This is a genomic window from Pseudoalteromonas sp. APC 3694 (assembly GCF_030407565.1).
In the GTDB taxonomy this organism is placed as follows: domain Bacteria; phylum Pseudomonadota; class Gammaproteobacteria; order Enterobacterales; family Alteromonadaceae; genus Pseudoalteromonas; species Pseudoalteromonas tetraodonis.
This window is the reverse complement of sequence record NZ_JASDDE010000026.1, coordinates 1-13,500: the sequence shown is the minus strand read 5'-3', so window position 1 is coordinate 13,500 and position 13,500 is coordinate 1. Positions and strand designations below refer to the sequence as shown.

The window sequence follows — 13,500 nt, the reverse complement described above, 5'->3', positions numbered from 1 at the left end:
TATACCGCACTTCAAGATGAAAGTTCACCTTTGTGGTATTTATTCCTGCTCACAACTACATAGCAGTGGATGCTCGTTATCCCTTGAGTAGCGGTTAACTTGCTCAGCCTTGGTATGTGCTACATCTGCGCTGTAAACACCACAAATGCCCTTACCTTGCTGATGTATTTGCAGCATCACATCAGTTGCTCTATCGCTATCCATATTAAAAAACGTCATCAAGATCTCAATTACAAAATCCATCGGCGTGTAATCATCGTTGTTTAACACAACTTTATATTTTCGCGGTGGCTGCAACTTTTGCTTTTCACTATCGCGAACGGTGTCGATAACACCAGAATCTTTCATACCACTCATAATTAAATATAGTCTTGTCTTTGTAACTCAAGCAAACTTGAATAAAAAAATAAATAAAATGTTAAAAAATAACCCAAAACACTTGACTGGTTGCTTAAATAAACTACAGTCAAATGGTGATTGATTAAACCTTAGTCAGTCTAGCAAACAATACAGTTTAGGATAACTAAATTAGTCAACTTATAGAAGGATGTAGAAGTATGGCTTGTGGTAAAGTCAAATGGTTCAACAACGCCAAAGGTTTTGGTTTCATCGTAGAAGACGGTTGCGAGAACGACATTTTTGCTCATTACTCCACTATTGTAATGGACGGATACAAGACGCTTAAAGCTGGTCAAGATGTTACCTTCGAATTACAACAGGGCCCTAAAGGTCTACACGCTACTAATATAGCCCCTAACGGCGATATTATAGAGTGATTGTAAATATGAGACTAAAGCGAGCGACCTGTTTAGATCCTCGCTTAATCCCCTAAAACCCCTAACCACTTACATATAAATTGCTTCATTGTTCGTTAATTCAACCCCACTCCTTGATTTTATTTTATCTACCCCAATAATTTCACTATTAGATGTTTAACTGCTGGCGTTTGGCGCGTAATCCTAGCCCTTTTTAGCCAAGCTTGTTACACTCTTTATCCTGTAAAACGTAATTACTTTAGCCTAATGGCTAGTTTAGATTTACATAAATTTTAGTTATAAAAGACACTAGTCCGTCAGGTGTGATTATTCTCACCTTGTTTAGGTTATACGAGTACCAACACCTAACAGACTACTCATTGCATATACTAATGCTTTATTTATAAGGTATTAAGCGATGATTTCTTTGCATTGTTGAATTTGGCCAATGCGGCCTACTATCTAGGAATGATGATGACATCAAAAATTATCTATACAAAAACGGACGAAGCTCCGGCACTAGCAACGTATTCGTTGTTACCTATTATCCAAGCGTACACAAATGCGGCAGGTGTTGAAGTTGAAACACGCGACATCTCACTCGCTGGTCGTGTTATTGCGAGCTTCCCGGATTACCTAACAGAAGAACAACGCATTGGTGATGCACTTGCAGAACTTGGCGAAATGGCAAAAACACCAGAAGCTAATATCATTAAATTACCGAACATCAGTGCCTCAGTTCCACAACTTCGCGCTGTAATTAAAGAGCTTCAAGAAAAAGGTTATGCACTTCCAGAATACCCTGTAGAACCTAAAAACGATGAAGAAAAAGCGATTCAAGCCGCCTATGACAAAATTAAAGGCAGTGCAGTAAACCCTGTACTTCGTGAAGGTAACTCTGACCGTCGCGCACCAAGTTCAGTAAAAGAATATGCACGTAATAACCCACATTCTATGGGTGCATGGAGCAAAGATTCACAGTCTTATGTTGCAAGCATGGAAGAAGGTGACTTCTTTGGTTCTGAGCAATCAGTAACTGTTGATGAAGCAACGGATGTACGTATTGAGCACGTAGCGGCTAATGGCGATATCACTGTACTTAAGCAAAGCACGCCATTACTTGCTGGTGAAGTAATTGATGCATCACGTATTAGCGCTGCAAAATTACAAGCATTCCTAGAAGCTGAAATTAATGCTGCTAAGGAAAAAGGCGTGTTATTTTCGCTTCACATGAAAGCAACCATGATGAAAGTATCTGATCCAATCATCTTTGGTCACGCTGTAAAAGTATTCTACAAAGACGTTTTTGCAAAACACGGTGCACTTTTTGAAGAGCTAGGTGTTGATGTAAACAACGGTTTAGGCGATGTGTACTCTAAAATTCAAACATTAGATGACGCTAAGCGCGAAGAAATTGAAGCAGATATTCAAGCTGTTTATGCTAACCGCCCTGCTATCGCAATGGTTGATTCTCATCGTGGCATTACAAACTTACACGTACCAAGTGATGTGATCATCGATGCCTCTATGCCTGCTGCAATTCGTTCAAGCGGTCAAATGTGGAATAAAGACGATAAATTACAAGACACAAGCTTTGTAATTCCAGATCGTTGTTACTCTGGCGTTTACCAAGCAACGATTGATTTTTGTAAAGAGCACGGTGCATTTGATCCTACGACTATGGGTAGCGTACCAAACGTTGGCCTTATGGCTCAAAAAGCAGAAGAGTACGGCTCACACGATAAAACATTTGAAGCAAAAGCTGACGGTACTATCCGTGTTGTAGACACAAACGGTAATACGTTACTTGAGCACAGTGTTGAGAAAGGCGATATCTGGCGCATGTGTCAGGTTAAAGATGCACCTATTCAAGATTGGGTTAAACTTGCAGTAAACCGCGCTCGCGCAACAGGTAATCCGGCTATTTTCTGGTTAGATGCAGAACGTGCACACGATGCTGAGCTAATCAAAAAAGTAAATAAATACCTGCCAGATCACGACACTGCTGGCCTAGATATTCAAATTTTATCGCCAATGGATGCGACGTTGTTCTCACTAGCACGCATCAAAGAAGGTAAAGACACAATTTCTGTAACGGGTAACGTGTTACGTGATTACTTAACAGATTTATTCCCAATTTTAGAATTGGGTACCAGTGCTAAAATGCTTTCAATTGTGCCACTAATGAATGGCGGTGGTTTATTTGAAACTGGTGCGGGTGGCTCTGCTCCTAAGCACGTTCAACAATTTGAGAAAGAAAACCACTTACGTTGGGATTCTTTAGGTGAATTCTTAGCACTTGCTGCTTCACTTGAGCACCTAAGCACAACAACAGGTAACAAAAAAGCACAAGTACTTGCAGATACGCTTGATAAAGCTACCGGCACATTTTTAGCTGAAAACAAGTCGCCTTCACGTAAAGTAAAAGAGATTGATAACCGTGGTTCTCATTTCTTCTTATCTTTATTCTGGGCACAAGAACTTGCTAAGCAAAATGATGACAGCGAGCTTAAAGCGCAGTTTACGCAAATTGCTAGCGACCTTGAAACTAACAAAGAGCAAATTGTTAGCGAGCTAAACGATGCACAGGGCCCAGCAATGGACATTGGCGGATACTTCCAGCCAAATGACGATGCAGCTTTTAAAGCAATGCGCCCAAGCACAACATTTAACGAGATTTTATCTAAACTGGTATAAATCCATAAAATGAATGAAAAGGCGCTCCAAAGAGCGCCTTTTTTTGTGCCTAATACCAATTCGCTTATTTAAGTGGTTTACTTTGCGGATTGGTATAAGTAAAAGGCATTCGTAAAAAAGGCCGCTAATGCGACCTTTAATATTCAACTAAACAAGTTTATTTAGTGTATGCACGTGGCATGTTTGATTCTGTTGTATAGCGCTCACGCAGTTTATCTTGGCGAGATTCAGTACTTACCTCAACCCCATTAATAAACATTTTATTTACGTGGCTGCTCAGCTCAAACGGGTCGTTACTCCACATTACAACATCAGCGGCTTTACCCACTTCTAAGCTACCCGCATTAATACCAAATACATCAGCCACATTTGAAGTCATCGCTTTTAATGCGCCTTGCTGGCTCATACCATAAGACACTGCATTACCGGCATCATAGCGGAGCTGGTAAACATTATGACTGGCATCGCCACCCACAGTTAAAAGTACTTTAACACCTGCTTTTTCTAGTATGCCGGCATTATTTAGGCTTGCATGTAATGAATCAAAACTGCCTGGTAAGTTATCCATTGCACTGATGATCACAGGAATACCCGCTTTTGCGATACGATCTTTAACTACAACGGCATCTTGCGCACCATTAAGAACAATATTTACCCCAAACTGCTGTTTCACTTTTATAAGTTCAACAATATCCGATGCACGCGACACACTAATTAGTAATGGCATATCGCCTTTTAGTACTTTAGCCATTATTTTATCTTCAGCACTTGGCTTAGCATCGTCTTTTTTGGCTTCTTTGCTTGCTTTAGTTTGATGCTCATCTAACTTATTGATCAGTGTTTGCAATGTAAATGCACGAGAGCCTTTGCTTCGTTCACCCAAATGAACCACTAGTGCTGCTTGCTTTTTATTTACGCTTTCAAAGCTGCCGCTTAAATCGACAACACTTGCTAGGCCTGCAAAAATGCTGTCACCGCCGTACGGGGTGATCAAATCGCGAGTAACACCGCCTTTACGTGCATAAGGGATTAGGCTTGAACGAGGGTTAAATGCCAAGCTTGCATCAAAATCAATACCTGCTTTTTCTTCTCCCGCATCGCGAGAGCCCGCAACCGCACCTACTTCAACTAAACCAAGTTGATTTACAGTGGCAATAAAACCAGGGGTCACGATTTGACCTTTGGCATCAATAATTTTATCTGCTTTAACATCGCTAGGATTAATTGCAGTGATTTTGCCATCATTCATTACAATGCTGGCAGACTCTAATACGCCTTGATCTGAGGATGTATGCAGTGTTGCGTTAATTATAGCAAGAGATTGAGCGCTCACCGCACCCGATGCTAGTAACCCTGCAGCAACCAGAGAAAGCGAAAACGAACGTGATAATTTTTTCATTCTGGGTGCTCCTTATTGTTGACCTAACATAAAATCACTTTGTGCTTGGAATGCGCTATCGTTTCTATCGTAAACTTTTGCGCCATCAACAAACACTTGCTCTGCTTTTGCGTAAACGCTAAATGGGCTTTGATTCCAAATAACCACATCAGCTTGTTTACCCGCTTCAAGTGAGCCTGTTTTATCTTCAATGCCGAGTGATTTAGCGGCATTAGCCGTGATCCACTTAATTGCATGCTGCTCAGAAATATCAAAACCATTTTGGTTTGCACTGTACATTACTTTTGCGGCTTCTTGATTTAAGCGCTGAATGGTCGTGTCTGAGTCTGAATGCACAACGGCACATGAGTTTTTAACTGCATCAACAATCGCTACGTTCTCTTGTACCATATCGTAGGCTTCCATTTTAAAGCCCCACCAGTCTGGCCAAAGTGCTGCACACGAGCCATTTTCAGCCAGTAAATCTGCGATTTTATAGGCTTCAATACCGTGATGGAATGTACCCGCATGGTAATTAAACTCTTTAGAAAGGTCGATCATCATCGCCATTTCTTCAGCTTTATAACAGTGATTGTGAATACGAACCTCACCTTCTAAAACACCACGTAGGGTATCGTATTTAATATCGCGGTGTGGAGCTTCTGGGTTTTTACCCGCAGCGTAATCAGCATCGTATTTGTCCCAAGCACGCTTGTACTCTTGCGCCCCAATCCAAGCTGTGCGATAGCCTGCCATATTACCCATACGTGTCATCGGTAATTCACCTTTACGGCCATAAACGCGTTTAGGGTTTTCACCACACGCCATTTTTAAACCGTATGGTGCATCAGGAAACTTCATCCCTTGCATGGTGTGAGCCGGTACATTTTTAAGGGTAACGCCACGTCCACCAAATAAATTAGCTGAACCTGGTAAAATTTGTAACGAGGTAATACCGCCTTCACGTGCGCGATTAAAGCCTGGATCTTGTGGCCAAATTGAATGCTCAACCCATACTTCTGCTGTATTTGGGCTAGTCATTTCGTTGCCATCTTGGTGAGACTCAACCGACGGATTTGGATAAGCACCTAAATGAGAGTGAACATCAATAATACCTGGCGTTACCCATTTGCCTTGCGCATCTATAGTGGTGTCTGCGTTAGCGGTTAAATCTTTACCAACTTGCTGTACTTTACCATCAACAAGTAATACATCGGCTTCATCTAAACGCTCACCCGTGCCTGTTAATACAGTGGCATTGGTAATTAATGTGCTTGATGTAGCAACGGGTTGATAAGTACTTGGGTATGGGTTTTTATTAATGGTTACTTTTGCATCTTGCGGGCCGCTTTCTTGGCAACCAACAAGAGCCGCTGCTAAACTAACAGCTAACAATGAGGGAGCAAATTTTTGCATGTTTTTAGGTTCTCCTGTTTTTTTACTACTTTAGCGAAAGCAAACGTATAAAGCTAAAAAAACAGGTGAAAAGGCGGTTATTTAAGGTGAGTTTCTGTAATTATTTTTTTATATAATTGTTATAAAGCTTATCCAGTGCCCCTTCTGTGGTGAGCGATGGATCTTTACTAATAAAGTGTTTAACCGTTCGGGTTACAAAATCCGAATTTTGCTTATGTAATTTTGAAAAATCTTTAATTAATGTATTACCATCTTTTGCGGCGGTGACTTTATCATGACGATGCCTGTATTGGCTCAATGCCTTATTAAAATCGCCTTGATAATCCTCGACTAAAATTTTATAAAAATCACTTTTTTGTACTTTTAATACAGTAATGCAATAGTTAAGCGCTTCTTTGAAGTCGGTAAATACGGTGCCTTCTACATCAAACTCTTTGGTTTTTTCGCGCACCGTAACGCGCGCTTCTTCAGTGGCATAACTAAACCCTGTAAAGGCGAGTCGCTCAGCCGCTTCTTTACCGAGTTTCATGCCTGCTTTAATGCTGTGCGCAAATTCATCGCTCATGTCGCCAAGCTCGCTTTCTTCCCACATGTTGTACACACGTAAGGGCTTTGCGTATTTATTTGATAGTTTCTTTTTAAGCTTACTAAAACGCTCATCAATGGTCATTAAGCGTTCATTATGAAGTAATGCATGGCATTCATAACAAGCCGCAATAGCAACAAAATCTGCTTCTTCGCCTAAATCAATAATACTTTGTAGCATGTGTAATGGCGGGCAATGATCGCGCTCTGTTGCCTCACAGCCGCAATAAAAACATTGGTTAAAATGCTGTTGCTCACATGCATAAGCTTGCTGGTAGTAACTGGCTAACGTTTTATTCACAATTGCGCTCCAAAAATATAAAATGCCACAAATTTAGGGCGCGATAATAACAGTCTGAAAAAATATTTCAGTATGAAAACGCTAAAGTGTGTCAAAAATAAATTACTTAACCTGAACTCTGGTTAAGAGATTTACTAACATATTGAATTATATTAATAACTTGGTTTGTTTTCCCCAGCTAGAAATTTACAGTGAAAACAAGGCGAATTTTCGTGTCAATAGCGGGCCTATTGCAAGTAAATTCAACGCAGTTAGCGCTGAAAATAGCTGCTTGAGATAGATTCATTATTCATAGTTCAGGTTACTTATGAACAACTTTTCATACACCTACAAAATTGCATAATTTATATACACATCTTATTACAGCTTGCCCCATTTAGTTAACAAGATTTCGGCTACATTAAGCAATACTTGAGTTGCACATAAACAAAGATGCAACTACTATGATTTCTTTCAAAGCAACTCTATATTCAACTGTATTATTGGGCGCAGCAACATTAACAGCGCCTCTAATGGCAACCACTTTTGTTGCCACTGATTCATCACCCGGTACACAAGTTTGCATGGCCGTTGCATCTAACAAACAACTGACACTGCACAAAACAATTAAAGAGCTCCATACCAACAAGCATGTAATTGGCAAAAAATTACGCTGCAATGATTTATCAATGAATGATTTTGTAGCGCTTTATGATTTAGACAAATCTGCACGCTTTTTCAATATTGAGGCTACCACCAGCACATCAATAAGGGATTTGGCAAAGGTAAATAAACTGATGGTGGTTATTATGGCGGCATCTAAATAACCTAAATTATGACTAGGAAATCGGTTTTAATACGTTCAATTTACGCGAATCAAACACGTTAAGCAGGGCTTAGTACCTGCTTAACGTGTATTTATTATTAAATAAGCGCTGCCAACAAACCAAACAAGCCACCAAATACCCCACCCCATACAACGAGCCAGCCTAAGTGTTCGCGGATCATAGTTTGAATTATTTCTTTTACCATTTTAGGGGTGAGTTCATCTAAGCGTTCATCCACTAATTTGAGTACTGTATTATGTAAATTTTCCGCGTTATTGCCTTGAGTAAGCATATCGCTTAGTAGCATTTTAAAATCGTCGGTGCCGCTTATTTGCACCAGTGATAATTGCATTTTTTCGATAAATTTTTCTCGCATTGGCTCTACCGCTTCTGTACCGCCAAACATTGCCAGCATGCTGCCAAATTGTGATTGCTCTATCACCACTAACAAATTATCGAAAGCGGGATTTAAATCTACTTTATAAATTACCGATTCAAAATCAATCGTTGGCTGCGCCTTGCTTAGAAGCTTGTCTATTTTATGCTCAGAAAAGAACTCAGTGAGGATTAAATTTCTTATAGCTACTTTAAAGCTTTCAAACTTGAGCGCAATCACCCCCGATCCATATAAAAACGGGACTTTTTCAAATAGCATATGAATAGCGAGTAAGTTTGTAACCGCACCAGAGAGTGCAAATAAGCCCACCGAAAGTACAATGGCTTGATCAAATACAAAACCAATAACAACACAACACGCTGCCAATAAGTTAGTGATAAAACTTTTATTCATTTTTATTCCATTTCAGTGATTTGTATCAGAAATTGATAGTCTTAATTTTACACCGATTAATTTGTTTATTTAATCCCTTTTTGCCATAGTTTATTTATAGGTTTAAAAGGTGAGCAATTGTTATGTGGAAAACAATCAATCAACAGATCAGCCAAGCTATCCATTACGATTTTAAACACACCCATAAACGTCAGTTGCAAAACACATCAACCGATAAGCTTTTCCATATAAGTGATGGCAAGCACAATTATTTAGTTAAAATTGCGCAAAAGAATGAGCTCGATCGCTTTGAAGCACAAGCACAGGGCTTAAAACAACTCACTCAAAACAGTATATTTATGGTGCCCGACTGTATTACAACTGGCGCCAATATAGAATATGCGTTTATTGTATTAGAGTGGCTTACACTTGATGACCTTCCCCACACGCATTGGTCAACGATGGGTGAACACCTTGCCATGTTACATCAAAAACACGAGCAAGCGATGTTTGGTTTTGATACAGACAATTATTTAAGCTCTACGCCTCAACCAAATCAATGGCATAAAAAATGGGATGTATTTTTTGCAGAAGAACGTATTGGTTGGCAATTACAGCTATTAGCTGAAAAAGACATTGTGCTGGCAGACCCCGAACAACTGATAAATTTAGTAAAAGAGCAACTGCATAATCATCATGTTTTGCCCTCGTTATTACATGGCGACTTTTGGCGCGGAAACATGGGATTTGTAAATAATATTCCGACCCTATTTGACCCTGCCTGCTATTACGGTGATCGGGAGGTCGATATTGCTATGAGTGAACTTTTTGCCCCATTACCCGATGAATTTTATAACGCCTATGATCACCATTATCCACTCTCTCAGAACTACCAACATCGCAAGCTTGTTTATCAGCTTTACCCTATTTTAAACCATGCCAATATTTATGCAGGCCATTACTTAAATCAGGCTAAAGAACACGTTGAAAAACTACTAAACTTAAATAAATGAGTAAACAAAAAATAAGCACTATACTTATACTTGAACTCTAAAAAATAAATCTATTCGAGCGTTATTTTTAACGCTAATTGCATTAAATTTACTTGTAATAAGTCACTGTTGATAGCTCAATATGAGTAAATCATTTAGTCAGAGTTCAAGCTACTTAGTGTTAAGCCATTATGTGCTATCTAGGTAAAATAACTTAATTTTTAAGGGGGTGTTATGAAAGACTTTTTATCACAACGTATCGCCTGTCCACATTGTGGACACCATATTCATTTAGACCTTGATGCCAGTATGGGCGATCAAGACTACTATGAAGAATGCAGTGCTTGCTGTAATCTAATTCATTTAAATATGCATATAGACTATGCACGTAATAAGTTAGAGTTACACGTGGACAGCGATGACGAACAAATATTTTAGCTATGTTGGCGCATGTAGTTTTCGACGGTGTTTATAATAGTGTATGTTTGCTGATCAACTTCTATATTAAATTCATCACCTACAACAGCTGCACCTAAATTAGTAATATCGAGTGTTTCTGGTATTAAGTGTAACCAAAAGCCATGCTCATCAATATTACCAACCGTTAAACTGGCGCCATTAATAGATACAAACCCTTTGTATAACAGATATTTTTGCCATTTTTTTGGAAGGCTAAGCTGCATTTTATAGTTATTTTCTAGTTTAACTATTTGCACTATTTTGGCAGTACAATGAATGTGACCAGAGACTATGTGCCCACCCAGCTCAGTACCAAACGACACAGAACGCTCGTAATTGACTAAACTACCCAATTCCAGTTGTCCAAGGTTAGTAAGCTGCAAAGTTTCGTCAATAACATCAAAATGCACTTGAGCCACTACATCTTGATTACTAAGCTCTACTTTAACTACCGTTAAGCAGCAACCATTTATAGCGATGCTAGCACCTAAGTCTAAATGCTTTACGTATTGCTCATTAACAGAAACGACTAAACGTAATACACCCTGCGTATGGGTTCTAGAGACTACTGTTGCTTGAGTTTGAATAATACCGGTAAACATAAAAATCGCTTCTCTTTCTAACAAAGTGCTAGTTTAACGTATCAATCGCTAAAATAATTCACTTAATAGCACTTTTATTCGCAACAAAAGTAAGCTTATGCAGCAATTTAATAGATTCGCTGATTGTCTACATAGATAGAGCAATCACAATAGACTACAATGCGCCCATGTTTTTCTGAATAGCTGATTTTTATGACTTTTTGTAGTTGGGAAGCTAAACGTTTACTTTCCCTCGCCTTTCCCGTTTTTTTAGCACAAGTGACCTTAGTATTAATGTCAGTGGTTGATACCATTATGGCCGGACAAGTGAGTCCAACCGATCTCGCTGCCCTCTCAATTGCTACAGGAATATGGAACCCAATTTTATTAGCAATACAAGGTATTTTATTAGCCCTAACGGGAGTTATTGCTCAATTTGCGGGTGCTAAAGACCGCAACGGCATTAGCCATTATTTTCAGCAAGCGCTTTATTTAACGCTCCTTTTGAGTATTGCAGGTTTTTGTGCTGCCCAGCTTGCCAACACCGTTATTTTACAGCTTGATACTAGCCCGGCGATTGCGGGACTTGCTTTTGACTACATTCATTTTGTTAAATGGGGTGTATTTGGTTTTTTAATTTTTACCGTGTATAGAAATATGACTGAAGGCATGGGGATGACCAAGCCTGCGTTTTATATCAGCCTACTCGGACTTGCGGTAAATATCCCACTCAATTATATTTTTATTAAGGGCTTATTTGGTCTACCCGCATTTGGGGGCGCTGGCTGTGGTATTGCCACCGCACTGGTATTTACTGTAATGGCTATTGCGCAAGTTACTTATTGCCAGCTGAGTAAAAAAATAGATGCCAAAGGCTTATTAACTGGCTTTGAAAAACCCAATTTTAAAACCATTGGTATTATTACCAAACTCGGTATTCCTATTTCACTCGCTACTTTTTTTGAAGTGACCTTGTTTGCCTGTATTCCTCTGTTTATTGCGCATTTGGGTGCGGTGGCTGTGTCTGGCCATCAAATTGCAGCCAGTGTGACTGCACTGTTATTTATGATGCCTCTGAGCCTCTCAATTGCCATTAGCATACGAATTGGTAATTTATTTGGGCAAAATCATTTAGATCAATTAAAAGTAGCAGTATCAACAAGTTATATTATGGCGGCTATGGTTGCGTTGTTTATCGCTTTTATTACATTTATAGGGCGTGATGTGATCAGCCAATTATATAGCGATAGCCCTGCGGTACTTGCGCTTGCTTCATCAATTATGATTTTAGCCTGTATTTACCAACTTCCTGATGCATTACAAGTAGCTGCAAACGGTATTTTACGTGGTTTAAAACACACAGCGCCGATTTCGTATATTACTTTTATTTCTTATTGGTTAATCGGCTTTAGTTTAGGCTACGTATTAGCAAGAACAGACATGATAGTGCCAGCAATGGGCCCGCATGGTTTTTGGATAGGCATTATCGTTGGCTTATCAGTTGCAGCTATACTACTGATGCTGACCGTTCATAGGCGATTTAAACGTGAACCATTTATTCTCACTTAAACAATCAATCTATACCAAACTGCCGCTTAATTGGTTATTGGCGGCATGTTGTATGGTGCTTTTGGGCTGCTCAGAGCAGCCCAGTGAGGCAAATAAAACCTATTTGTCTCGCTTGAGTAATACCTTACAAACGCCTGAGCCACACACAAAGCCACTGCAACAATTAGCCTTAGTAGAGCCAGTTGAAGCGTTGCAACCTGCCATTAAAATTGGCATAACTGAACTAGCTGGTATTAGCCAATGTAAACTTAACGTTCTGATAAGCGAGCATAATAATCAATTAGGCAAAATAGCCACCGCTGCTAGCCAATTGAAGTACCAAATAGATTTTATTCAAAGCGCGCAAAACTGTTTAAACACCTTAGATAAACAAAGCAACGTTCACAGTAAAATTGCAGCGGCAAAAACCCAAAAACAAACTCAACTCGCTCATTATTTTAATAATGTTTTATATAGTGAACCTGAACTGAGCAGCACTTGGCAGCTAACTGGCCAAGAACTCAGCACCCAACCAGCTGGGTTTAGCGACACAGTTGAGGCACTTAAAAAGCTAACTACCATAAAACACCAAATAGAAACGAAAAAGAGTATGGCAATAAACAGCGATGATATTTTGTCAGCGCTTGAACCGCTCAACAGATACAAATTTGACCAACAGCTTATTCAAGCTGCGCGAGAACAAATTAGCTTAAATTATGCGGCAACCCAGTTTGTAAATACTTTAACGTTTGAAGATATATGCCCAAAGGGTAAAAACAAGCAGCAGGCTAAAATTGTCAGTAATATATTTAATAAATATTATTTAAAACAAATACAGCCTTATCAAGCACAGCTGAGCGGGTATTTAGAAACATTGCAGCCGCTTTATATGCAGCTGTGGTTTAATCAAGCAGTGAGTAGTGAAGCGGTAAATGCCCTACTTGACCCAAATTCTAACAACTTACTCTCTCAGCTAAAAGCGTCAGCAAAAGAGCATGTTATCTGGTGGCAAAAATTTTATAAAACGTGCGAAATCAGTCCAATATGAATAAAAAAACGGCAAATAAACTTAAAAACCATAAACATGCTTGATTCACCACTCATCACGCTATATATTAGCGACCGTTGTTAAGCAATTAACAATTCTTAAATACAGAAGTACGACTGTAGCTCAGTTGGTTAGAGCACTACCTTGACATGGTAGGGGTCGGTG

The 13,500-nt window shown here is 39.4% G+C and carries 13 protein-coding genes; 7 read left to right on the top strand and 6 right to left on the bottom strand.

The annotated features are described in order from the left end of the window. Positions 1-39: 39 nt before the first annotated feature. Positions 40-348, bottom strand: coding sequence for an ATP-dependent Clp protease adapter ClpS (gene clpS, locus QMA00_RS10550; RefSeq protein ID WP_008110102.1), 309 nt, complete (start codon positions 346-348; stop codon positions 40-42). Between the two features lie 209 nt (positions 349-557). On the opposite strand from clpS, the gene cspD reads away from it, so the two are divergent. Then, positions 558-776, top strand: a complete 219-nt coding sequence (gene cspD, locus QMA00_RS10545) for a cold shock domain-containing protein CspD (protein WP_008110104.1) — start codon at positions 558-560, stop codon at positions 774-776. A gap of 453 nt (positions 777-1,229) precedes the next feature. Further along, positions 1,230-3,452 (top strand): NADP-dependent isocitrate dehydrogenase, encoded by a 2,223-nt coding sequence (locus QMA00_RS10540; RefSeq protein WP_138627697.1) that lies wholly within the window; start codon positions 1,230-1,232, stop codon positions 3,450-3,452. Positions 3,453-3,609: 157 nt separating this feature from the next. Here QMA00_RS10540 and QMA00_RS10535 read toward each other — a convergent pair whose 3' ends face one another. From QMA00_RS10535 to QMA00_RS10525, 3 genes are all read right to left on the bottom strand, one after another. Next, a complete protein-coding gene (locus tag QMA00_RS10535; RefSeq protein WP_013464749.1) occupies positions 3,610-4,851 on the bottom strand; it encodes an amidohydrolase family protein in 1,242 nt (413 codons plus the stop codon). Between the two features lie 12 nt (positions 4,852-4,863). Next, positions 4,864-6,246, bottom strand: a complete 1,383-nt coding sequence (locus QMA00_RS10530; protein WP_193048897.1) for an amidohydrolase — start codon at positions 6,244-6,246, stop codon at positions 4,864-4,866. Positions 6,247-6,346: 100 nt separating this feature from the next. Then, positions 6,347-7,132 carry a hypothetical protein gene (locus QMA00_RS10525; protein WP_076920911.1) on the bottom strand — a complete coding sequence of 262 codons (786 nt, stop codon included), beginning with the start codon at positions 7,130-7,132 and terminating at the stop codon, positions 6,347-6,349. Between the two features lie 443 nt (positions 7,133-7,575). On the opposite strand from QMA00_RS10525, the gene QMA00_RS10520 reads away from it, so the two are divergent. Next, the gene (locus QMA00_RS10520) at positions 7,576-7,938 is read left to right on the top strand and encodes a DUF3718 domain-containing protein (protein ID WP_076920909.1); all 363 of its coding nucleotides are present in this window, start codon (positions 7,576-7,578) and stop codon (positions 7,936-7,938) included. 97 nt (positions 7,939-8,035) lie between these two features. Here the strand turns inward: QMA00_RS10520 and QMA00_RS10515 are convergent, their stop codons facing one another. Then, positions 8,036-8,728 (bottom strand): DUF445 domain-containing protein, encoded by a 693-nt coding sequence (locus tag QMA00_RS10515; RefSeq protein WP_076920908.1) that lies wholly within the window; start codon positions 8,726-8,728, stop codon positions 8,036-8,038. Between the two features lie 122 nt (positions 8,729-8,850). Here QMA00_RS10515 and QMA00_RS10510 point away from each other — a divergent pair, with 122 nt between their 5' ends. Then, positions 8,851-9,720 (top strand): fructosamine kinase family protein, encoded by an 870-nt coding sequence (locus QMA00_RS10510; RefSeq protein ID WP_024601679.1) that lies wholly within the window; start codon positions 8,851-8,853, stop codon positions 9,718-9,720. Between the two features lie 213 nt (positions 9,721-9,933). Continuing rightward, a complete protein-coding gene (locus QMA00_RS10505; RefSeq protein WP_008464077.1) occupies positions 9,934-10,137 on the top strand; it encodes a CPXCG motif-containing cysteine-rich protein in 204 nt (67 codons plus the stop codon). Here the strand turns inward: QMA00_RS10505 and QMA00_RS10500 are convergent. Then, positions 10,134-10,760 carry a riboflavin synthase subunit alpha gene (locus QMA00_RS10500; RefSeq protein ID WP_076920904.1) on the bottom strand — a complete coding sequence of 209 codons (627 nt, stop codon included), beginning with the start codon at positions 10,758-10,760 and terminating at the stop codon, positions 10,134-10,136. The genes QMA00_RS10505 and QMA00_RS10500 overlap by 4 nt on opposite strands. 192 nt (positions 10,761-10,952) lie before the next feature. Between QMA00_RS10500 and QMA00_RS10495 the strand changes: the two genes are divergently transcribed. Both QMA00_RS10495 and QMA00_RS10490 read left to right on the top strand, forming a co-directional pair. After that, positions 10,953-12,308, top strand: a complete 1,356-nt coding sequence (locus QMA00_RS10495; protein ID WP_013464741.1) for an MATE family efflux transporter — start codon at positions 10,953-10,955, stop codon at positions 12,306-12,308. Then, positions 12,286-13,335, top strand: coding sequence for a DUF3080 family protein (locus QMA00_RS10490; protein ID WP_076920902.1), 1,050 nt, complete (start codon positions 12,286-12,288; stop codon positions 13,333-13,335). Before QMA00_RS10495 ends, QMA00_RS10490 begins: the two co-directional genes overlap by 23 nt. The last annotated feature ends 165 nt before the right edge of the window (positions 13,336-13,500 follow it).